Annotated in this window: 24 protein-coding genes; 9 read left to right on the top strand and 15 right to left on the bottom strand. The window is 60.0% G+C overall.

The features are described 5' to 3' along the window. Window positions 1-2: 2 nt before the first annotated feature. The 4 genes from AKL28_RS17920 to AKL28_RS17905 are packed head-to-tail and all read right to left on the bottom strand — an operon-like array spanning window position 3 to window position 4,089. Complete coding sequence (locus tag AKL28_RS17920; RefSeq protein ID WP_331456572.1) at window positions 3-1,172, bottom strand: c-type cytochrome; 1,170 nt, start codon at window positions 1,170-1,172, stop codon at window positions 3-5. Continuing rightward, window positions 1,169-1,987, bottom strand: a complete 819-nt coding sequence (locus AKL28_RS17915; RefSeq protein ID WP_050469517.1) for an ABC transporter ATP-binding protein — start codon at window positions 1,985-1,987, stop codon at window positions 1,169-1,171. Before AKL28_RS17915 ends, AKL28_RS17920 begins: the two co-directional genes overlap by 4 nt. Next, entirely contained in the window at window positions 1,981-3,006 is a 1,026-nt protein-coding gene (locus AKL28_RS17910; protein WP_050469516.1) for an ABC transporter permease, read from the bottom strand. The genes AKL28_RS17915 and AKL28_RS17910 overlap by 7 nt, the downstream gene beginning before the upstream one ends. A gap of 42 nt (window positions 3,007-3,048) precedes the next feature. After that, the gene (locus AKL28_RS17905) at window positions 3,049-4,089 is read right to left on the bottom strand and encodes an ABC transporter substrate-binding protein (RefSeq protein ID WP_050469515.1); all 1,041 of its coding nucleotides are present in this window, start codon (window positions 4,087-4,089) and stop codon (window positions 3,049-3,051) included. 246 nt (window positions 4,090-4,335) lie between these two features. Here AKL28_RS17905 and AKL28_RS17900 point away from each other — a divergent pair, with 246 nt between their 5' ends. From AKL28_RS17900 to AKL28_RS17870, 7 genes are all read left to right on the top strand, one after another. Further along, window positions 4,336-4,905 carry an OsmC family protein gene (locus AKL28_RS17900; protein ID WP_050469514.1) on the top strand — a complete coding sequence of 190 codons (570 nt, stop codon included), beginning with the start codon at window positions 4,336-4,338 and terminating at the stop codon, window positions 4,903-4,905. Window positions 4,906-5,048: 143 nt separating this feature from the next. Next, complete coding sequence (locus AKL28_RS17895; RefSeq protein ID WP_061286649.1) at window positions 5,049-5,699, top strand: cysteine dioxygenase family protein; 651 nt, start codon at window positions 5,049-5,051, stop codon at window positions 5,697-5,699. A gap of 14 nt (window positions 5,700-5,713) precedes the next feature. Beyond that, a complete protein-coding gene (locus AKL28_RS17890) occupies window positions 5,714-7,342 on the top strand; it encodes a rhodanese-related sulfurtransferase (RefSeq protein ID WP_050469513.1) in 1,629 nt (542 codons plus the stop codon). Between the two features lie 112 nt (window positions 7,343-7,454). After that, on the top strand, window positions 7,455-8,732 hold the full coding sequence (locus tag AKL28_RS17885) for a SpoIIE family protein phosphatase (protein WP_050469512.1): 1,278 nt from the start codon (window positions 7,455-7,457) through the stop codon (window positions 8,730-8,732). Beyond that, a complete protein-coding gene (locus AKL28_RS17880; protein WP_050469511.1) occupies window positions 8,729-9,292 on the top strand; it encodes a SiaB family protein kinase in 564 nt (187 codons plus the stop codon). The genes AKL28_RS17885 and AKL28_RS17880 overlap by 4 nt, the downstream gene beginning before the upstream one ends. 45 nt (window positions 9,293-9,337) lie before the next feature. Next, window positions 9,338-9,730, top strand: a complete 393-nt coding sequence (locus tag AKL28_RS17875; protein ID WP_050469510.1) for a DUF1987 domain-containing protein — start codon at window positions 9,338-9,340, stop codon at window positions 9,728-9,730. After that, on the top strand, window positions 9,730-10,440 hold the full coding sequence (locus tag AKL28_RS17870) for a GGDEF domain-containing protein (protein WP_050469540.1): 711 nt from the start codon (window positions 9,730-9,732) through the stop codon (window positions 10,438-10,440). The genes AKL28_RS17875 and AKL28_RS17870 overlap by 1 nt, the downstream gene beginning before the upstream one ends. A gap of 28 nt (window positions 10,441-10,468) precedes the next feature. On the opposite strand, the gene AKL28_RS17865 is transcribed toward AKL28_RS17870, so the two are convergent. Continuing rightward, window positions 10,469-11,170: an SDR family oxidoreductase gene (locus AKL28_RS17865; RefSeq protein ID WP_050469509.1), complete on the bottom strand. Its 702-nt coding sequence runs from the start codon at window positions 11,168-11,170 to the stop codon at window positions 10,469-10,471. A gap of 58 nt (window positions 11,171-11,228) precedes the next feature. Beyond that, window positions 11,229-12,218, bottom strand: coding sequence for an AraC family transcriptional regulator (locus AKL28_RS17860; RefSeq protein ID WP_050469508.1), 990 nt, complete (start codon window positions 12,216-12,218; stop codon window positions 11,229-11,231). Window positions 12,219-12,342: 124 nt separating this feature from the next. Here AKL28_RS17860 and AKL28_RS17855 point away from each other — a divergent pair, with 124 nt between their 5' ends. Both AKL28_RS17855 and AKL28_RS17850 read left to right on the top strand, forming a co-directional pair. Then, on the top strand, window positions 12,343-13,608 hold the full coding sequence (locus AKL28_RS17855; RefSeq protein WP_050469507.1) for an MFS transporter: 1,266 nt from the start codon (window positions 12,343-12,345) through the stop codon (window positions 13,606-13,608). A gap of 70 nt (window positions 13,609-13,678) precedes the next feature. Beyond that, window positions 13,679-14,710, top strand: coding sequence for an NADP-dependent oxidoreductase (locus AKL28_RS17850; protein ID WP_050469506.1), 1,032 nt, complete (start codon window positions 13,679-13,681; stop codon window positions 14,708-14,710). Between the two features lie 9 nt (window positions 14,711-14,719). On the opposite strand, the gene AKL28_RS17845 is transcribed toward AKL28_RS17850, so the two are convergent. The 9 genes from AKL28_RS17845 to AKL28_RS24010 form a co-directional block, all read right to left on the bottom strand. Beyond that, entirely contained in the window at window positions 14,720-15,367 is a 648-nt protein-coding gene (locus AKL28_RS17845) for a LysE family translocator (protein WP_050469505.1), read from the bottom strand. 77 nt (window positions 15,368-15,444) lie between these two features. Continuing rightward, window positions 15,445-16,209, bottom strand: coding sequence for a glutamine amidotransferase-related protein (locus tag AKL28_RS17840; protein WP_050469504.1), 765 nt, complete (start codon window positions 16,207-16,209; stop codon window positions 15,445-15,447). 222 nt (window positions 16,210-16,431) lie between these two features. After that, window positions 16,432-17,049, bottom strand: a complete 618-nt coding sequence (locus tag AKL28_RS17835; protein ID WP_050469503.1) for a TetR/AcrR family transcriptional regulator — start codon at window positions 17,047-17,049, stop codon at window positions 16,432-16,434. Window positions 17,050-17,060: 11 nt separating this feature from the next. Further along, window positions 17,061-17,651 (bottom strand): NAD(P)H-dependent oxidoreductase, encoded by a 591-nt coding sequence (locus AKL28_RS17830; protein WP_050469502.1) that lies wholly within the window; start codon window positions 17,649-17,651, stop codon window positions 17,061-17,063. 539 nt (window positions 17,652-18,190) lie between these two features. Beyond that, window positions 18,191-18,658 carry a hypothetical protein gene (locus tag AKL28_RS24570; protein WP_156226394.1) on the bottom strand — a complete coding sequence of 156 codons (468 nt, stop codon included), beginning with the start codon at window positions 18,656-18,658 and terminating at the stop codon, window positions 18,191-18,193. A gap of 69 nt (window positions 18,659-18,727) precedes the next feature. Beyond that, complete coding sequence (locus AKL28_RS24565) at window positions 18,728-19,039, bottom strand: hypothetical protein (protein ID WP_156226393.1); 312 nt, start codon at window positions 19,037-19,039, stop codon at window positions 18,728-18,730. 515 nt (window positions 19,040-19,554) lie between these two features. Next, a complete protein-coding gene (locus AKL28_RS17825; RefSeq protein ID WP_050469501.1) occupies window positions 19,555-19,908 on the bottom strand; it encodes a hypothetical protein in 354 nt (117 codons plus the stop codon). Window positions 19,909-20,315: 407 nt separating this feature from the next. Further along, window positions 20,316-20,759 (bottom strand): hypothetical protein, encoded by a 444-nt coding sequence (locus AKL28_RS17820; protein WP_156226392.1) that lies wholly within the window; start codon window positions 20,757-20,759, stop codon window positions 20,316-20,318. 504 nt (window positions 20,760-21,263) lie between these two features. After that, on the bottom strand, window positions 21,264-21,560 hold the full coding sequence (locus tag AKL28_RS24010; protein ID WP_082221560.1) for a barstar family protein: 297 nt from the start codon (window positions 21,558-21,560) through the stop codon (window positions 21,264-21,266). Window positions 21,561-21,774 lie beyond the last annotated feature (214 nt).

Genomic DNA, 21,774 nt, shown 5'->3' with positions numbered 1-21,774 from the left:
TATCATCTCTCCCGATGCGTGAAGAAGCCGCCTTTGGCGAAACGCACCGGGTCTGCATCCATGGCCGCGATCAGTTGGTCCATCCCGCCTGCCGTGTTTCCGGCGCCTTCCCCGACCGCTGTCGAGCGGCACAGCATGTCATCCGGCGACCAGTCGCCGCTGGCGTTGCGCGCGCGCAGCCAGCCATCGCGGTCGGCCAGGAGCTGGGTGCCGGGCAATTTTTCCTCGGGCGTGCCGGTGATGATGGCAATGGCGTGCAGCGCATCGCGTTGGCTGTTGGCGCAATCGATGGCGCCGACGGTATCCGGCGCCGCCGCGCCGTTGAGCAGCACGCTTTGCAGGCGGGGGTCCTCGGGCGGGGGCGCTTTTCCGGGTTTGGCTACTACCAGCCTGATGCGTTGCCCATGCCACTGGCTCAGGTGTGTCGCGCCTGGCGAGCGGCAAGCCAGTGCAATGTCAGGCAGCGCCACCGGCCGCGGCCATGCGCCGGTGTCGGTGATGCCGACACCGGCGGCATTGGCCTTCATGTAGTCGATCAGGGCCCAACTGTCGGCGACGCTGATACGTGTCGCGAAAGCCGGCATGCCGCCTTTGCCTCCTTTGCCGTACTGCAGGCTCCAGAAGATGTCGCCGTCGCTGCGCCGCCACAGCAGTCCGCTCGACAGGTTGGGCGGCGCGACCGGCAACGACAGCGCCAGCGGGGTGTTTCCTTTGCCGTCGGCGCCGTGGCAGGCGATGCATTGCCGTGTGTAGAGCTGTTCGCCGCGCACGATGGCGGTGGCGGAAAATCCGGTGGGGGAAGTATGGAAACTGGTCGGCACCGCAGGAGCGGTGAGCAGGGCCGTATCAGGCCAAGGGGTGAACAGCAGCAATGCGCCGCCGGCCAGCAACAGCGGGATACGCGCCCGTTTCCAGGCGAAGGAAAGCGCGACCAGCAGCAATGCGGCCGCACTGTAGCCCAATGCCCCCATCAGCGCACGCGCCACGCTGCGGTCGATCAGCATGACCTCGCCGCTCAGGCGCAGCGCAAAAGGCCAGGCCGGCTGGCCATCGATATCCCGCGCGGCGCCCAGCGCGGCCAGCAAGTGCAGCAGCCCTTGCTGGAGCGACTGCATCGCCTGCAGCATCAGGCCGATGCAGGCATCCCAGTCGATGCCGACTTCAGGGATCACCAACTTTCATCCAGCCCCAAATGGCGCATCGCTTCATGCCGCAACTGCGCCAGCTTCGCGTCGCCGCGATGGCGCGGATAGGGCAGGTCGACCTTGATTTCGGCGCGGATGCCGGCCGGGCGCGGGCCGAACACGATCACCCGCTGCGCCAGGAACAGCGCCTCTTCGATGTCGTGCGTGACCAGCAGGGCGGAGAATTTTTGCCGCTGCCACAAGGAGACCAGTTCGCTTTGCATGGTCAGGCGCGTGAGCGAATCGAGCTTGCCCAGCGGCTCGTCCAGCACCAGCAACTGGGGATCGTTGACCAGCGCACGCGCCAGCGCCACGCGCTGCGCCATGCCGCCGGAGAGCTGGTGCGGGAAAGCGTTGGCGAACTCTTCCAGGCCCACCAGCGCCAGCGCATCGTCCACGCGCTGGCGGTGCTGCTTCAACAGGCCGCGCGCCTGCAGACCCAGCGCCACGTTGTCCCACACCTTGCGCCACGGGTACAGGGTCGGGTCCTGGAACACCACGATGCGCGAAGGATCGGGGCGGTCGATCGGCTTGCCGTCCTGCAGGATGCTGCCGGCGGTGGCCGGCTCCAGCCCTGCCACCAGCCGCAGCAAGGTCGACTTGCCGCAGCCGCTGGGGCCGAGCAGGGCGACGAATTCGCCGGGCTCGACCGACAGTGAAATATCGTCGAGCACCTGCAGTACATCTTGCTTCTTTTCCTGCAGCTTGAACCAGTGGCTGACCTGCCGCACGTCGATGCGCGCGCCTTCGGAAGCCGCCGCCGGGGTTGCCTGTTGCGGGTTCTGTTCTGTTGCCGTCACCATTTCACGGTTCCTTTCTGCCACGACAACGCGCGGTCGCGCACCTTGAAGAGCAGCGTGATCAGCCCCGAGCACAGCGCCGCCATCACGATCAGCGCGGCATACATGTTGCTATAGGCGGCCCAGCCTTGCGACCACTGCAAATACCAGCCCAGTCCGGCCTTGACGCCCATCATTTCGGCGGTGACCAGCACCGAGAATGCCGCGCCCAGGCCCATGAACAAGCCGACGAAAACCTGCGGCAGCGCAGCCGGTATCGCCACCCGCAATACCAGGAAGGACTCCGACGCGCCCAGCGTGCGGGCCACGTCGTAATAGCTCTTGTTGACCGAGGCCACGCCGGACCAGGTCAGCACCGCCACCGGGAAACCCGTGGCCAGCGCGATCAGGAATACCGCGGCGGCATAGCTGGACGGTGCGAAGAAGAACGCCAGCGGCAGCAGCGCCGACGCCGGTACCGGGCCCAGGAAGCGCAGCACCGGATGCACCCAGTAGCCGGCGATGCGCGACCAGCCGATCCACACGCCGACCAGGAAACCGACCGCCGCGCCGCTGGCGAAACCGTGCACCAGCAGGCGCAGCGAATGCGCGGTGGAAAGGCCCAGGCGCGGCCAGTCTTCGGCATAGACTTCGATCAGGCTTTGCGGCGGAGCGAAGAAAGGCGAGGGCAGCACGCCCAGCTTGGCGGTCAGCACTTCCCATACGCCCAGCAACAGGGGGACGGCTACCAGCCATTGGCCGGCCGGACGCAGCAGGTAGACCGTGCGGGAAGCCACCTTGCTGCCCGCGCTCAACGACAGTGCGGCCAGCAGCAGCGCCAGCGCCGTTGCCGCATAGCCGAACTCGTCGGTGAAAGCCCAGTCGCTGAAGCCGACTTCCTTGTTGGGCCAGGCCAGCGCCAGCAGGCCCAGCGCCAGCCAGGCGAGGGCCGCCAGCAAGCCGGTGCGCCACAGCGCCGCCTTGCGCTGCGGCGGCGAGAGCGCAATTGCAGGCGCATTCGGGATCGCGCTTGTCGTCGTCATTTCAGATTCCTTTCATGGCTGCGGCTGGGGCGCACGGCTGCGTCAGGCCAGCACGTCCACTGTTACGTGGCTGGCGAAGCGCGCCGGGTCGGTGCTCTTCTTGAGTACGCCGGCCGTGTGGAAATCGCGCGCGAAGTATTCGACCTCCGAACGCAGGACGTTGCCGGTGGGGTGGTTGTGGTAAGTGAGATCGGTGAGCAGCGCGCGCAGGTCTTCCACTGGCACCTTGGGCGAATACTTGGCGTACAGCTTGGCCGCCTCGTTCGGGTTTTCCGCCACGTATTCCGAGGCCTGGATGATCGAACGCACCACGGCCGCTGCGGCCGGCTTGTTGTTGCGGACGAACTCGCCGCGCGCGCCGGTGATGCAGCAGATCTTGTCCTTGTATTCGCCGATGCCGCTGTTGCCAATCTCCGTGAACACGCCCTGGTTGCGCTTCTCGATCAGGTAGACGTTCGGGTCGCCATCGGCAATCGCCTGGATCTCGCCCTTTTTCGCCGCCACATCGAGCAGGTCGGCCGGATAGACGCGCCATTCCACATCCTTGTCGATATTCACGCCGCGCTTGGCCAGGTGGATGGCGAAGAAATTCTTGGCCGGGCTGTTCAGGTCGGACACACCGATGGTCTTTCCCTTCAGCTGTTTCCAGTCGGTCACGCCGGCGTCCTTGACACCCACCATGCGCAGGCAGCCGCCGTGTGCGGCGCCGATCACCTTGACATCGAAGCCCGATTCCAGCGGCTTGAGCCAGCGGTGGATCAGGCCCACGCCGACATCGGCCTTGCCGGTGGCCAGCGCTTCGAGCAACTGGTCGGTCGAGCCGCCCCAGTTGAGCAGTTCGACCTGCAGGCCGTTCTTTTCGAAGATGCCTTTTTCCTGCGCCACCACGACCGGCGAGAGGCAGAACGCCACCGCGCTCCAGGCGAAGGTCAGCTTGTGCGGCGCGCCGGCCGACCAGGCGCTGCCGGCGGCCAGGGATCCCCCGATCCCGGCCAGTGCGGCGGCTCCCCCGGCGCGCAGGATGTCGCGGCGCGACCAGGAAGGGGAAGTGTCTTGTTCAAGCGAAGGGAGGTCTTTTTTCATTTGGTCATGGCTCCACTGAGGTCGAAGGAAATGCATGGAAAGCGGCAGGCGTGGCGGCCGCAAGATGTGAAATATGGACCAGGCGCGGCCGCAAGCAAACGAACAAGAGCGAGCAACCATATGTGCCCGGCATGGCATATCCATATGCGGATTGCTTCGTTGCGAGGGCGATGCGCGCGGCGGGAAACTGTCTCGACCGGCAGCAAACAGGCACGAGCAAAAAAGACCACAGACAACGAGGACGCCATGACATCACTGAACCACTATCTCAGCGAAAAGCGCAGCGCCGTGCTGGCGCGCGAAGCACTGATCGAAGCCGGCAACGCCGGCCCCAATGCCCTGCAGGCGCGGGTGTCGGCCGAAGGGCGCAGCGGCGTGCGGCGCATCCGCATCCGCGACCACCAGGTCATCAGCGATAGCCCGCCGGATTTCGCCGGCTACAACCTGGGGCCCAGTTCTCCTGAGTTGCAACTGGGAGTGCTGGGGTCCTGCGTCACGCATATCTTCCTGATCCAGGCGGCGCATCGGCAGGTGCCGATCGATTCGCTGGAAGTGGAAGTGAGCGGCAAGATCGATCCGCGCGGCGGCCGTCCCGGCCATGAGCAGATTCCCATCTGGCCGCACGACATCGCTTATGTAGTGCACCTGGATTCGCCGGCCTCGGATGAGGAGGTCAAGACGCTGTTCGATGCGGTGGAGGCCAGTTGCCCTATCCTCAACCTGCTGAAGAATCCGCAGGAGATCCGCGCCGAGATCCGCCACAACCGCACGCAGGCGCAGGAATCGCGAGCCGGCGTGGAAGACGCCATCGCCTGAGAACCTGTTCAAGCCCAAGCGGCACGCCGGCAGCTTTCCAGCAGCCGGCGTGCCGTTTTGCTTGCGTGCCCGGCAGGAATGGCAAAACTTGCTTATAGTCTGCGTTGGATTTGGCGCAGACCAACTACCTCAAGGAGCGGGACATGGCAGCACCCCATATTTCCACAGCGGCACCCGTGCATGAACAAGCGAAGGAAGTCCGGCAACTCTGGCGCCTGCGTTCTTTCGTGACGCAGTTTGCGGAGCTGCTGTCGGGCACGCCGCCGGAGCCCATCATCCTTGATGCCGGAAGCGGCTTGCTGCGCGAACTGGTGGCGCATGACGACTGGCTGCCTGATGCATTCGCCCAGCCCGATCCGCAGCGTTACCGGCAATACCTGCTGCACGCCGATTCGGCGCAGCGCTTTTCCATCGTCAGTTTCGTCTGGGGGCCGGGGCAGCGCACACCGATCCACGACCATACCGTCTGGGGGCTGATCGGCATGCTGCGTGGCGCCGAGCATGCGCAATCCTATTCGCCGGCAGCCAGCGGGTTGCAGAAAGTTGGCCAGCCGGTGCGGCTGGAGCCGGGGATGGTGGAAGCCGTCTCGCCCAACAGCGACGGGTTGCATGACGTGCACCAGGTCAGCAACGCCTATGAAGACCAAATCTCCATCAGCATCCATGTGTATGGCGCCAACATCGGTGCGGTACGGCGTTCCACCTACCAGCCGGATGGGCAGCGCAAGCCGTTCATCTCGGGTTATTCCAACACCGCGCTTCCCAATATCTGGGACCTCTCATCCGAACAATAAGCAAGCCGCCCTCCATGACTACAGGCATCTCATCCGCTTCCCTTTCCATTCCCGTCATCTCGACTGCCGAAGTGCGCGCCGCGCTGCTGGCCCGGGAAGAAATCGCCCTGCTGGACGTGCGGGAAGAAGCGCCGCATGCGCAGTCGCATCCGCTGTTCGCCGCCAATTTCCCGTTCTCCCATCTGGAATTGAATGCCTGGACCCGCATACCGCGCCGCGATACGCGCGTCGTCACACTCGACGATGGCGAAGGCCTGGCCGTGCGTGCGGCGCAGCGCCTGCGGGCGTTGGGCTACACGGATGTACGTGTGCTGGACGGCGGCGTGCGCGGCTGGCGCGAGGCCGGCGGTGAGCTGTTCCAGGATGTGAACGTGCCTAGCAAGGCTTTTGGCGAACTGGTGGAGTCGCAACGCCATACGCCTTCGCTGTCGGCGCAGGAGGTCAAGGCCCTGCTGGATGCGAAGGAAGATGTGGTGGTGGTGGACGCACGCCGCTTCGACGAATACCAGAACATGAACATCCCCGGCTCGGTCAGCATGCCCGGCGCCGAGCTGGTGCTGCGCGTGCGTGCGCTGGCGCCGGACCCGGCCACGCGCGTGATCGTCAACTGTGCTGGCCGCACGCGCAGTATCATCGGGACGCAGTCGCTGGTCAACGCCGGCATTGCCAATCCGGTCCATGCGCTGCGCAACGGCACCATCGGCTGGACGCTGGCGGGCCAGAAGCTGGAGCATGGCCAGCAGCGGCGTTTTCCTGAAACCGTAGATGCCGGCCGCAAGCGTCAGGCCCAAGGCGAGGCGCGCGCAGTGGCCGACCGCGCCGGCGTCAGGCGCACCGATGCGAGCCGTCTTGCCGAACTGGAGGCGACGGGCCGCACCGTCTACCGTTTCGATGTGCGTACGCCCGAGGAATACCGTGCCGGCCACTTGCCGGGTTTCCTGTCCGCACCCGGCGGCCAGTTGGTGCAGGAGACCGAGATGAATGCGCCGGCGCGCGGCGCGCGCATCGTGCTGGCCGACGACGACGGGGTGCGCGCCAACATGACCGCTTCCTGGCTGGCGCAGATGGCGTGGGAGGTTTATGTCGCCGATGGCCTTGCGGGCGAGGACTTTGCCGTTGCCGGCGATGCGCCGCGTCCGGTGCCCGAGTCCGGGGTGTCGCCGCAGCAACGCATTGCGCCAGCGCAACTCAAGGCATGGCTGGATCAGGACCGGGATCAGGATACGAATACGGTGTTGCTGGATGTCTCGCTGAGCGCGCGTTATGTGGCGCGCCATATCCCGGGGGCGTGGTTCGTGCTGCGCTCGCAGATTGAAGAGGCGGCCCGCAGTTTCCCTTCGGCGTCGCGTTATGTATTGACGTGCGGCACGTCCTTGCTGGCGCAATTCGCGGTGGCGGATTTGCAGGCGCTGGTGGCGCAGCCGGTGTACCTGCTGGAAGGCGGCAATGCAGCCTGGGAGCGTGCCGGCTTCGGTTTTGCCGCAGGCGAGGATGCCTTGCTGTCGGCCCGCATCGACCGCTATCGCCGGCCGTATGAGGGCACCGACAATCCGGCCAGCGCCATGCAGGCATATCTCGACTGGGAGTTTGGCCTGGTCGAGCAGCTTGGACGCGATGGCACGCATGGTTTCTTCGTGATCTGATCCTCCGTACCGGCTCCGCTGCTCCCCGCGATATGTCTGCGGTCATATTGTTGTCATACGAATTAAATATGATCGCCGATCAATCAGAAAAACATTACGCGGGCAGAGCACGGTGGATAACCATTTCAGCCTTACCCCGGCAATGGGGAGCAGCCTTTACCAGCCTACTGCAGGGGCGTTGGCGGTAAATGTCCCGGTGGTCTCATTCGATGAGAACAACGCCGAGGTGCTGGAGATATTCGGCCAGCACAAGGAGCTGGTCAGCTTGCCCGTGGTCGAACAAGGGCGGCCCATCGGCCTGATCAGCCGGCATATCTTCATGTCGCAGATGTCCAAGCCTTACCACCGCGAGCTTTACGAACGCAAGAGCTGCATCGCGTTCATGGACAAGAATCCCCTGATCGTCGATGCCGATACGCCGATTGAGACGCTGGGCGCGCTGGCAGTTGCTTCCGGCGACAAGACGCTGGCAGACGGTTTCCTGATCGTGGACGGCGGCAAGCTGTCCGGACTGGGATCGGGCCTGGAACTGATGCGCATGCTGGTGGCGCTGCAGGAAGAAAAGAACCGCCAGGTGATGCAAAGCATCGACTACGCCAGCGTCATCCAGCGCGCCATGCTCAGCACGTCGCGTTCGGCCATGTCGCAGGCGCTCGACGATGCCTGCCTGGTCTGGGAGCCGCGCGACGTGGTCGGTGGCGACTTCTACCATTTCGAACACCATGCCGACGGCTGGTTTGCCGCCGTTGCCGATTGCACCGGCCACGGCGTGCCCGGCGCCTTCCTTACCCTGATCGCGTCCTCGTCCCTGAAGCAGGCGCTGGAATTGCATGGCCCGCGCGACCCGGCGCTGGTGATGAACGAGGTCAACCGCAGCATGAAGCGGGTGCTGGGCCAGCAAGCCGATTCGGAAAAGCAATCGGAGTCCGACGATGGCATGGACGCGTGTTTCTTCTGGTTCGAGACGGGCTCGCGCCAACTGGTTTGCGCCAATGCCAAGATGTCGCTGTTCGTGTTGTCCGGCGACGGCGAGACCGTGCAGACCGTCGACGGCAAACGCACCGGCCTGGGCTACGTGGATACGCCCGACGGCATGCAGTGGGAAAACCGCAGCGTCACGGTGGAGCCGGGCGCAGTCGTCTTCGTTTCCACCGACGGCGTGATCGACCAGATCGGCGGCGCCAAGAATATCGCCTTCGGCAAACAGCGTTTGCGCAACCTGCTGCAGGAACACCGGCATTTGCCGATGCCGGAACTCGGCAGGCAGGTCATGGCGACCCATCGCAGCTACCAGGGCACGCAGCGCCGGCGCGATGACGTCACCTTTTTCGGGTGCCGGCCGGGCGGGATCTCTACCAACAACCATGAGCATCAAGAGCAACGGACATGAGCAGCATTGAACGGGAATGGGCTGATTTCTACAGCTACGTCGAGCGGCGCGACGTGATCTTCTACTACGTCGGTTATTTTTCGCAAACGATCATCGCGGCCATGGCCGATGCGGTCAAGCTGCGCGCCGAGCATACCGGCGCCGTCGCGCAGACTCGCCGCAAGCTGTTTTCTTCCTTCATCGAGATGGCGCAGAACATCCTGCATTACTCGTCCGACCTGCATGAGAAGGAAGGCCAGGCGACCGAACCTTCGATGCGCCATGGTTCGGTCTTCATCTCGCAGACTGAAGGCCGCTATTACCTGCATTGCGCCAATCCGGTCAACGGCGAGATGGCGGAAAAGCTGCGCCAGAAGCTGGAGCACCTGCGCTCGCTCACCATTGACGAGATCAAGTCCGAATACAAGGAAATGCTGCGTTCGGAAACGCCGCCCGACAGCAAGGGCGCCGGACTGGGCTTCCTGACCATGGCGCGCGATGCCAGTGCGCCGCTCGATTTTGAATTTTCGCCTGCCGCTGTGGACGGCACCTCGATGTTCTACCTGAGGGCCACCATCTGACGAGGCTTTGCCGGCAAGACCGGCTTGCATCTTTGAAATGAATGTATGGATAACTTATTTATAGCGGCCAGCCCGAGTTCCCCGGAAGTGGATTTCCGCTTCGAGGAACGCACGCTCTCTCTGAAGGGCGAGTCCTATCCCGAAAACGCGGCGCAGTTCTGGGGCGAGATCATCGCCACGTTGCGTCGCTTCCTGGCCGACGACGACGTGCACGCTGCCATCACCGTGAACGTGGCCCTGGCTTACTTCAACAGTTCCAGCACCAAGATGCTGTTCTCGCTGTTCGATGCCTTGAACGAGAAGGCCGAAGCCGGTGCGGAAGTCGTGCTGAACTGGTACCACGACGAAGACGACGACACGATTTTCGAATTCGGACAGGAGCTGAAAGAGGACTTCGCCGCACTTGTCTTCAACGACCATGCTGTGCAGAGCCGATGATGACCGACGTCGACCTTTTCGAGGCGGAAGCGGAAGCGCTGGAGAGCGCCAGGCGGGTGCTGGCGAGCGGCACGGGTGAGCTTGCGCATTATCGTGGCGCGCTGGAAGAGCTGGTGCAGAACTATGGCCAGCTGATGCGCCAGAGCCGCCGCCTCATCTCGCGCAGCGACCGTACCGAGCGCGAACTCAACCAGCTCAATTCAAAGCTCAAGCAACTCAGCGACGAACTGGATTACAAGGCCAGGCACGACAACCTCACCGGCGCCCTGAACCGCGGCGCGGTATTCGACAGCGCCCGCCGGATCCTCGAACAATCGTCGATGTCGCTGGTCGTGCTCGATATCGATTTCTTCAAGCGCATCAACGACGAATTCGGCCATCCTACCGGCGATGCGGTGATCCGTGAACTGGTGAACCGGCTGCGCAAGGCGCTCGGTGGAGAGGGGCTGATCGGCCGGGTCGGCGGCGAGGAGTTTTCCATCCTGCTGGCCGGCGTGCCGCTGGACGAGGCGGTGGCATTGGCGGAAACGATCCGCGCCGCGATTGCCGGCGAGCGGTTTGCTTGCCTGCCGTCGCGGCCGGTGACATCGAGCTTCGGCGTTTCCTGGAGTGCGGCGCAAGGCAATTTCGAAGATGCTTACGCGCGCGCCGACGAGGCCTTGTACCGCGCCAAGCGCGGCGGCCGCAACCACGTCGAACGCGAACAATAAGAACCTGTTCGGCGTTTGCCGCAACAACTCAGACTGACCTGGTCAGGCCCCCATCGACGCGGATGTTCTGTCCCGTGATGTAGGCGGCTCCTTCGGAAGCGAGGAAGGCGACGGTCGCTGCGATCTCTTCACTTTTTCCATACCGCTGCATGGGGACGCTGGCGCGGCGTTCTTCCCGAGCAGGCAGGCTGTCGATCCATCCCGGCAGGACGTTGTTGATCCGGATATTGTCCTTGGCGTAGGTGTCGGCGAAGATTTTCGTGAAAGCCGCCAGGCCCGAGCGGAACACCGCCGAGGTCGGGAACATGTCGCTGGGTTCGAAGGCCCAGGCAGTGGAAATGTTGATGATGGCGCCGCCTTTTTGCTGTTGCATGAACGGCGTCACCAGCCGGGCCGGGCGGATCACGTTCAGGAGATAGGTTTCCATGCCGCGGTGCCAGTCTTCGTCGGTGATCTCCAGGATCGGCGCGCGCGGGCCGTGTCCGGCGCTGTTGACCAGCACATCGATGCGGCCCCATTGCGCAATCGCGCGGTCGACCAGCGTGTTGAGATCGTCGGTCGACTGGTTCGATCCGGTTACGCCGATACCGCCCAGTTCCTTGGCAAGCGCCTCGCCTTTTCCGGAGGAGGAGAGAATGGCGATCCTGTATCCGTCCGCCGCCAGTTTCTTCGCGGCGGCGGCGCCCATGCCGCTGCCGCCGGCGGTGATCAAGGCAACCTTGTTTGTCATGGAAAAATCCTTTGTATCTGTGAGATGAATCGGGTTGGATGGCGGGATTCTAGCGTGCTTATCCAACGCGCGCTTCACTGGGCGGATGGCCGATGATGCGCTTGAAGGCGCGGCTGAACGAGGCTTCCGAATCGTAGCCGAGCCGGTTGGCCACCACCGCCACGCGCATGCCTTCGCGCGCGATCCAGTGCCGCGCCTGGAACATCTTCACGCGGGCCACGTACTTGGCGGGCGTTTCGCCGACGGTGTTGGAGAATTTCTCGATGAAGCTGGAACGCGACGCGCCCATCACATCGGCCAGTTCCGCCACCGACCATTCGCGTTCCGGCTGGCGATGCACTGCCGCCAGCACGCGTCCGATCTGTGGGCAGCGCACGGCGGCGATCCAGCCGGTAGCGTCGCTGCAGGCGCATTCGACCCAGGCGCGGATGATGCTCGCCGCCAGCACATCGGCCAGGCGCGCCAGGATGCCGCAGGCGCCGATGCGATTGAGCGTCACTTCTCGTTCCATCGCCTCCAGCATGGAGAGCACCGCCGGGTCGCTTTGCGGCAGGTCGCGGGCGCGCATGACATCGGGCATCATCGCCAGCAGCGGATGCAAGGGGTCGAGGTTGAAGCGCATCGCGCCCGTGAACAATATGTGCGATGGTTCCGCGTCAGCGGCTGCGGCTGCGGCCTCCGCGGCCTCGCTTGCAGTCGTGCAGGAGCCGGAATGGCTCACGCCATTGACCAGGTAGAGATTCTCCGACAGCACCTTGCGCGCCAGCGTATCGATATCCACGGACGGCACTTCCGGCGAGCTCGCCATCACATGGAAGGTGCTGCGTGGCAACAGCAAGGCGTCGCCGGCATTCAGGGGCATCCAGTCCGTCGTTTGCGTGCGCATCCAGCAATTGCCTTGCGCGATAAAATGGAAAGTTGCTTCAGGCTTGGACGGAAACGCCACCGCCCATGGCTCGCGGGTCACGCAGCGGCCATACTCTACGCCGTCCAGGCGCAGGCCCAGGAGGATTTCGGTCAGGGTATCGGGGATGTCTTTGTCGGCCATTTGGGCGCCTCTTGCTCAGGTTTGTTGGTCTTGGACGAATAGTCATGAGAATAGACGTTAATGGCATGGAAAGTCCAGGGTCTTCACCATAAACTGCGATCTCTACACTAAGTTGAGATCCGCCATGTCTGAATCCATTTGCATCGAATGCCCCGACTCGCAATACGCGGGCAATCCAGCCACTCTGGCCACGCCGGCCGATTTGCCCGAGGCCGACGCCAGCGAGGCCGGCCGCGCCAACTGGCTCGGCATTGCCAGCCTGGCGCTGGGCGTGTTCGGTCTGGTGACGGCCGAATTCCTGCCGGCCAGCCTGTTGACCGCCATGTCCACTGACCTCGGGGTTTCCGATGGCGCCGCCGGCCAGGCCGTGACCGCCACTGCGATCGTGGGCGCCATTGCCGCGCCGACGATCCCGGTGCTTACGCGCAACTTTGACCGCAAGCGGGTGGTGCTGGTCTTGAGCATGCTGCTGGTGCTGTCCAACGTACTTGCCGCGACGGCCAATAGCCTGCCGGTGCTGCTGGTCTCCCGCGTAATGCTGGGCGTGGCGCTGGGCGGATTCTGGTCGATGGCGGCCGCACTGGCGATGCGCCTGGTGCCGGAAAATGTGTTCGCCCGCGCCATGTCCTTCATTCTCACCGGCGTGTCCGTGGCGACCGTTTGCGCCGCTCCCATCGGCGCCTATATGGGCAACCTGTGGGGCTGGCGCAGCGCCTTCGTCGCCGCCGGCGTCGTGAGTGTGGCTACCCTGGCCGTGCAGATCTTTGCCATCCCCAAGCTGCCGCCCAAGGACAACCCGAACCTGAAGGTGCTGTTCGAGCTGCTGGGCCGTTCCCATGTGCGGGTGGCCTTGCTGGCCGTGCTGCTGGTGATCTCGGGCCACTTTGCCGGATTTACCTATATCCGTCCGCTGATGGAACACATCACGCATCTGTCGGTGGCCACCATTTCGGCGGTGCTGCTGGGTTACGGCATCGGCGGTTTCTTCGGCAACTTCGCGGGCGCCTTCATCGCCGAACGCAGCGAGCGCCATGCCATCGTGTTCGGCGGCGCACTGATTACCGTGCTTGCCATTGCGTTATGGGTGGCCGGTGCATCGTCCACGGTGGCGGCGGTGTCGATTGCGCTGTGGGGCTTTGCCTTCGGCGCCTTCCCGGTCGGTTTCCAGACCTGGATCGTGCGTGCCGCGCCGGACCAGGCTGAAGGCGCCGGCGGGCTGCTGGTCGCGGCTTTCCAGATCGCCATCGCCAGCGGCGCGGTCGGCGGCGGCATCCTGGTCGACCAGGTCGGCGCGCTGGGCGGCCCGATCTTCGCCGCTGTCGCGATCATGCTCGGCACCTTGCTGACCTTGCGCTACGGCCCGCGCCCGGCGCGCATCGAAGGCGCATGAAACCGGCGTTGCGGCTGCCGTAGCAGCGTTGGCCGCAACGTTCCTTTTAGCTGATGACTTAGCCAATACCATGCCATCCAATCTCTCCATCAACCGCCGCATCGTCCTGGCCGCCCGTCCGCGCGGCGTGCCGGCTCCCGCTGATTTTCGCCTGGAGCAAGGTCCGGTTCCGGCGCCGCAAGAAGGACAAGTACTGCTGCGCACGGAATGGCTCTCGCTCGATCCCTACATGCGCAACCTGATGGAAGAAGTCGGGCCGGGATATGCCGACCCCATGCCCTTGGGTGCGACCATGGTTGGCGGCACGGTCAGCCGGATCGTCGAATCGCGCCATCCGCGTTTCAAGGCCGGCGAGCTGGTGGTCGCTAACGCCGGGTGGCAGGACTACGGAATCTCCGACGGCAGCGACCTGATGCCGGCCGGCGATCTTGAGCAGCCTTCATTGGCGCTGGGTGGGCTTGGCATGCCGGGGTTCACAGCTTATGTCGGCTTGCTGGATATCGGTGAACCCAAGCCGGGTGAAACGGTAGTGATCGGCGCCGCCACCGGCGCCGTCGGGGCGGTGGCGGGCCAGATTGCGAAACTCAAGGGCGCGCGCGTCGTCGGCATTGCCGGGGGCCCGGACAAATGCCGCTACGCCGTGGAAGAGCTCGGTTTCGATGCCTGCCTGGACCATCGCGATCCACAGTTTGCGCAGCGGCTTGCAGCCGTTTGCGCGGACGGCATCGATGTGTATGTTGAAAGTATCGGTGGTGCGGTATTCGATGCCGTGCACCCGTTGCTCAACCTTAACGCGCGCGTGCCGGTCTGCGGTTTCATCGCGCACTACAACGAAAAAACAGCAACTGGCCCGGACCGCTTGCCGGGATGGATGGCGACCCTGCTGGCCAAGCGCATCCGCATGCAGGGTTTCATCATCCTCGACCACTACGCCACGCGCTTCGATGCCTTCCGCCGGGACATGCTCGCATGGCATGCCGCCGGCAAGGTGAAGCTGCGCGAAGATATCGTCGACGGCCTGGAAAACGCTCCCGCCGCTTTCATCGGTTTGCAGCAGGGCCGCAATTTCGGCAAGCTGGTGGTGCGTGTCGCAGGCGAGTGAAGCCGGTCCTTATTGGCGCGCCGCCAGCAGCAATGCGCCGGCGCCGATGAAGAAACCGCCCGTTGCCTTGTTCAGGCGCGCAACGCCGCGCGAGGTGCGGATGAAATGGCGGATCTGTTTGCCGCAAGCGGAGTAGACGGTGCTGGAAACGAATTCGGAACAGAGATAGATCGATCCGAGCACCAGAAACTGATGTGCTGCCGGCCGCGACTGGTTGATGAATTGCGGGAAGATCGCCGCGAACAGCATGATGGCTTTCGGATTGGTGATGCCGAGCAGGAATTCCTGCATGGCCAGGGCCCGCACGCCTTTTTGCGCCTGGCCGGATTTCCCCGTAGAAGTCGATGCGGCCGTACCGTCGGCCAGTTCTAGCCCCTGGAATTCACGGCTGCGCCAGGCGCGCCAGCCGAGATAGAACAGGTAGACGGCGCCAACCCACTTCACCGCCGTAAACGCCGTTTCCGAGGCCAGTAGCATGGCGCCCAAGCCTACGGCGGAAATCGTCAGGAAAATGGCGAATGCGGCCACACGGCCGAATGTTGCCAGCAAGGCCGCCCCGATACCGTGCCGGATACCGTTGTTCAACGCGCAAAAGTTGTTCGGGCCGGGAATCAGCGCCAGCGTGATGGCGACAGGGATAAAGAATAGGGCGTCCACTTGGCTTGTCTTTGGGGCAGGGAAGGAATGGAGATTCTATCAGCAGTCTGCAAGCTCCATGAGCGCCGCTCAAGGCGCTATGGCACGCTGGCCAGGCGATCGATGCCGGAGGCAGCGGCCATCATGTTTTCAAACGGATGACTGTCGAGCTGCCTGACCCATCGGAACAGGAATTCTTGCGCCGCCTTGCGCAGGGACGGCCCATAGCGCTCGCTGTCGTTGCGAAAGCCCGCAATGTCGAACCCCGGCATGCGCGCAATCTCCGAGCCGCCGGAGATCAGCCAGCGTTCTATCTTGGCGACATCCGGTTCCGGATGGAATTGCAGGGCGAGGCAATTGCGGCCCCAGGCAAAGGCCTGGTTGGCGTTGTGGGCGGAGGCGGCCAGATGGCGCGCATTGGGCGGCAGGCCGAAACTGTCTTCATGCCATTGCATGACGCGGATGTCTTGCTCCAGCAAGGGCCTCAGGTAGCCGGCGCGGGCATCGGCGCCAGCGGCCAGCGGTACCCAGCCGATATCCCTGGCGCCGGGCTGGATGCTCGCGCCCAGGGCAATGGCGATCAGGTGGGCGCCCAGCGCGATGCCCAGTGTCGGCATGTCATCGATGAGCCTTGCGCGCAGCCAGGCGATCTCTTCGCCCAGATAAGGGTAGCGCGCGATATCCCGCGCCGACACCGGGCCGCCCAGCACGACCGCGATATCGGCATCCAGCGGGGACTCGGCGCACAGCGGCTGGATGCCGACGTCAAGATAGCGGACGGCGAATCCCATTTTCCTGAACTGCGGTTCGAAGATCCCCAGGTCTTCGAAGGGCGTATGGCGCAGCGCCAGGACGGTTTTCATGACGGTTTCACCTTGCGTAATGAGGATGATTCGAGGGAAGGTTTTCCCTGACTGCGCGCTGCAGTATCCCATCGGCGAAGCAGCTTGGATAATGAAAAATACCTGGATTTATTATCAAAAAAATGTTTTTGAAAATCCGGATAAGGGTAATTGGAGAAATTATTTTGAAGTGATGCGGGAAGAGATTGGCGCGTGCCAGCGAAATCCGCATCGGATCACGCATCATTGGCTCCTGGCGACCATCCCCAGAATAGTCTGCTGCAATTCAGCGGTAGCCTGTTCTTGCGTAATGTCGCCGGCAAGGGCTGCGTTGGACAACGATTCGGCGGCGCCAAGCATCGCCCACATGGCCGCCGCCGGAATTCCCCTTGTGCCGGCAAACGCAGCGAGTGCATCGTGGCACTTTCCGATGAAGGCCTTCTGATATTGCCTTTTCAGTGTGGCCAGTTCCGGCGAGCCGCTCAAGGCGGCCAGCACGCCAGGAATCTCCCGCCCCTGGGTCAATACGCACGCGACGTAGCTTGAAGCAATGATGCCTGCCTTGTCATTCAACTCGGGGCGTGCAGCTGCAACCGAGGCGTCGATGCGCTCGGTCTGCAGGATGTCGAAATCCTGGTAAAGGGCAGCCAGCAATCCGTTGCGTGTACCGAAATGTTCGTACACGACGGGTTTGGATACCCCGGCTACTTCGGCAACGCGCCCCAGCGTCAGCGCATCCGTGCCTTCATCGCCGATCAATTTCCAGGAAATATCCAGGAGCTGGCGTCCTCGCTCCGGCCGCGCCAGGCGCTGGCGTGGAATGGTTTTCGGTGAAGCCTTGGGCTTTGTTGGTTTGGGCATTCGTGTCGTTGTCATTGCTTAAAGATCCTGCTGCCATACGCATACGCCGTATCGAGATGCGAAGCAGGGAAATCGCGTTCCGAGGAAAGCAGCAGCTCGGAGCCGATGACGCGGGCACCACAATAACCGAAGATGCCGTGATCGACCTGGTTCTTCATGGAGCCAAAGTAGCCATGCCTGGCATAGGTTCGCTGATCGGCGCCGCCGATGGCGATCTGGTGCACAGCCAGACGGGAAAGCTTTTTCTCCAGCTTGCCATCGGCATTTTCATCATAGGCCCATCCGCGCGTGAATACGCGATCGATCCAACCTTTAAGCAGTGCCGGGAATGACCACCAATAGACGGGATAAACCAGCACCAGCGCATCTGCGCGGTCAAGCCGGGCATGCTCGGCGGCGACATCGCCGGCCGCAGCGGACTTCCCGAGATGGAGTTCAATGTCGGTTTGAGTGAAACGTGGGTCGAACCCTTCCGCGGCGAGATCGGCAATCTCGACGGAATCCAGGGTACCCGAGTCAACGATTCCTTGGGCAAGGCGCTGGGCAATGGTGTGGGTGAGTGAGTCCTGGAGAGGATGGGATACAACGATGAGTGCGTGCATGGCTGGTCTGCCTTGGGAATCGAAATCTACCAATAGTAAATTACTTTTGGTAGGTTTTCTTGTTTCCGAGGCTTGCAGGTTCTTCAGAAGTAGTTGGAAGTGCGGTGGTTTGGTCTTTGATTGGCCGATTGTGGACATTTCTAAGTAGCTTTGCGGAAGATGCGCCAAGCAACTAGCAATAGCAAAATTTCGGCTACTGAAAATTGAATCATGAATACAAAAAATGGGCCGAACAATGGCTCATCTTCGGGAGTGCCAGCTGGACTCCTGTACTCTAAAAAATATCCAGACGACGCAGGTATAAGGTCCAACACCAGGGCGTACAAGATATTGAGGAAAATAGTCGAGAGAACGACAAATAGCCATGGTCGATTGAGACTGCTCCAAGCGATGCAGGAGAAGCCTATTGTGAGAACGGATGGCAGCGCAATAAAAAAGACGAATAAAAAAAACAGGACATAAGCCTCTTTATTTGATCTGATGTGTAAACATTCGACTGCTTCCGGTCGGTTATGGGCGGTCATCGAGAAGGAGAATCACTAGTCAGGCAGCTTATTGATCAAGCGTTTCAATTCTCGAAATTCCGTTGATGGAAATGGATGTTCATGCCACTTCTCAAGATATCCAGATTCGCCAATATCTTCCAGAATCAATTGCGCAGTTGCATACACCAGTTTTGCGAAAGTAATCGGACGGCATTGCGTCTGAAACAACACCTCCCCGTCTTCATCTGGTTTACCGCCCCATAGCTCTTCAAATGACCGAATTTCGATTTCTATTTCGTTGATTCTTGATTGTTTAATTATCCAGCGAAACTCTCCCGGTTCTTCATCAAATCCAAATGAAATACGGTTAACACCGGTACAAACAGAGATAGCGCTCGAGATTAATTTATAGAGAGCATCAGAAAGATAGGACGCACTAATGAGGCAGGAGCTATTTTCGCTAACTAGTTTGCAGCTTGCCCAGCCGATTCCAGTAAGGCGGTATTCAATGTTCAATAACATAAGATTTAGAGTTGAGATGCTAACTATGAGCGTCCGCTCCTGGTCGAAAAAAGACAGCTTTATCTCTTATTAGAAACAGTCAGAAGCGATAAAACATACAAACGGGATAGCCAAGATCAATCCACAATAGGGGCCAGCAATTTCGGCTGCGAGCGCAGGTACAAGTGCCAACTTTATCGATATCCGGCTCCTGAGCTTGAAAAGAGTGAGTGCAATTAACCCGGCAGAAAGAAAATATGCCGGCAAAAACAAGAGCGATGATCCAGGAAGCCATTTTTCAAGTGGAAGTCCCAGACGATGAATCAACGTTGAGGACAATACCGCGCTAATAAATCCACCGATGATGGAAACCAACACAAGAAGAAAAGTTGTTTTTAACAATCCCGTGTCCTCGTTTATTGATGAAGCGATCTTTCTGAAGTTTGTCCGCTTCTAGCCGATTGCGGTCACGATTGGCTTAACGAGCTAACCGAACCTTAAGATCTATTCATAGCTGAAATGGATAGCCCCGATCAAGGGAAGTCCGAGGAGTATCGCTGAAAACCAATATGGCATGCCTTCGTGCAATACCGTAATCCCAATAAACGAACCGACGACAACAAGACCGAAGCCTGGGCCGAACTGATAAATGTGTTGAGAAGTCGTACAAAATGCCAACTTCCAAAACTGAAATAACGCCCATGCCCTAGCTACAGCTCCAACAATTCCTGTCGGGCTGCCTTCCATCAGTGCATAAAGAGACTCTCCCAAGATATAAGGAAGTCCATAAAAAACAGGAGGGATGGTGGACCACCGAGGACTAGCGCTTCGATAGAAAGGAAAAGAGACCTTCTGCTATTCATGGCTTACACCATTTTAAGATATGTTTTGGTTGGTCTACTTTTGGTCGATTGCAGTCATAACCAATTATCTGCAATTGCCATTGTTCCTACAAAGTACGTATCAATCAGCGCCAGAACGTTGAATACCTGTAGAGTGTGAATCTTCTTTGGGCCTTTGTACTTTATTAACGTGTAAAGGATGAATATGCACGGAACAATCAAGGAAGCAGAGAACACCTGTGTGAATTTTGCGTTTCCGTAGCCTCGGAGACCTATCGCCAATGAAGCTAAGTACAGGAAAGAAATTAACGGTCCTGCAATGGAAACAGCGATGCGCGGCGTCTTTGCTAAGTCTCTACTTTGAAGGAAATAGCAAATTCCAATCAGCGCAGGAACGACTACTGGGAATATGAAAATAAGCAGAGTCATTATTATTTTTTGATCATGAAATCAAGTCCGCTCATGGTCGGAAGGGGACTAGCGAACTTGGCAACCAGTTTCTCCGAGCCGTCGATGAAGTTGAGAACCCGACGCCACGAAATTTCATGTCTCATCTCCGACGCAGACGCCCTCGAACATATAACAGCCCCCAAACTTGGTTAATAAGACCAATAATCAGGAGCGCTTGCTGCGCTCGAAATACGGCCAGGCTAACAGATTCATTATTGATCAAATACAGATTCATCAGTTGCAATACCGTAAGGACGGCAAGAATTGTTCCTCCAATTAACATATGAATTTTGAATTGTTTAGTGTATTTGGCCATGTTTGGTGACTGATAACAGAGTAGCTATCCGACTTACGCCCGCTTCTGGCCGTTTTCAGTCGTTAGCCGCCTACCTATTGGCAAAAAACGGCGCCCTTGCCAAGATCGCATTGACGTCAATAACTAGACTTTCCAGCTCAGGTTGACGATCCTCCTCGCCGATGGCTTGCATAAGAATGTCTAACTCGATGAGAATTTTTCGATACTCATCTTCACTTCGAACTACTCCGACCGCTCGTATCTTCTGGAGATAAGCCTCACCAAACAACTCGTCTAAGGCAAGGATGGTCTTGAAAGACATCCAGCTTTTTTTCTCCATCGTCTCGCGGGCAATCACGAGTAATTCCTTTTGCAGGGCTTTCAAATAACCCTTTCGAACAGGCTTTTTCCCTTGAAGTTCGATAGAAAGAAGTTCTTGAAAATGGCCGGCCATGTTGGATGCATCAGGTACTTTCCTGAGCACATCAATCATAAAAATCAGCTCTTGCACCATTCCCTTGATTTCTTCGGACACTTTTTCCTTCTAGTTTATATGGATGATGGCCACTTCTGGCCGGTTGCGGACGTTCGCAACCGCCGCCTATAGCAGCCATACATTTTCGGTTTATATCTTTGCTAAAAGATGCCGTGTGAGAAACAGGATGACGGTACTACCGATTAGCCATGCCAGCATGAACGAGAGATAGCGTATAGCGAGTGGATCAAGTGCCGGCCCTGATGTGCCAGATAGGTTGCCGCTGATGCCAACATCAGAAAATACCCACGTAAGGCACGTCGCCATCAGGATGTATGACGCTACTCCTCCAATACCAATGAACGACCAAAAATGTGGAAGAGAGGCGCGCCACAAATACGCGAAGACACCAACCGCAAGCGCTGGGCCAATGAGTCCAAACGGGATCAGCAGACTGAATGGGTTCATCGTAGAAATATTCTGTTGTGATTGAAAAGACATAGCTTGACGTTTTTCAGTGTCCGCGTCTGGCCGATTGCGAACAATAAGATGCTGCGGGCCAAATCACATCAATGATTTAGTGAGAACGATCTGTACACGAGAACTTTCCGGTAAGTCGTTAGCGATACGTTGCAACCCCGAATATAGCTGAGGATTTCGCCTTGCGAACTCATCGACATTCATTAATTCAATTTGACACTCTCCAGGCCAACCTGGGCCGCCAGCAGACACCGCATCCCATAACGCGTGTAAATTCCGCCCAAAGATATTTGAACCTTCAGGCTGAACAGCTTCGCAATAAAGGCTCCAGAAGTCGTCATCTGTTTCTACGGAGACGCAGTTTAGAATGATTTTTTTCATGGTTCTTGGGGCAAGAAAGAGTCCGCTTCTGGCTGATTGGAGACATCAAACACTCACTGACTGCCCAGTTTTTCACTTGGCTCCTGAAGGATCAGGTATCTATTTGATAGCCGAGGGCCTGGCATTCAGTTATGAAACGCTTCCGAAATTGCTCAGCATTGAAGCCACCTAACCTCGACTTTTTACTTAACAACACCTCAGTAGCCGTATAAAG

The sequence above is a fragment of the Herbaspirillum chlorophenolicum genome (assembly GCF_001189955.1).
Lineage (GTDB): Bacteria > Pseudomonadota > Gammaproteobacteria > Burkholderiales > Burkholderiaceae_D > Herbaspirillum > Herbaspirillum chlorophenolicum.
Note: the sequence above shows the minus strand (reverse complement) of the source record. Positions and strands in the feature narration are given on the sequence as shown.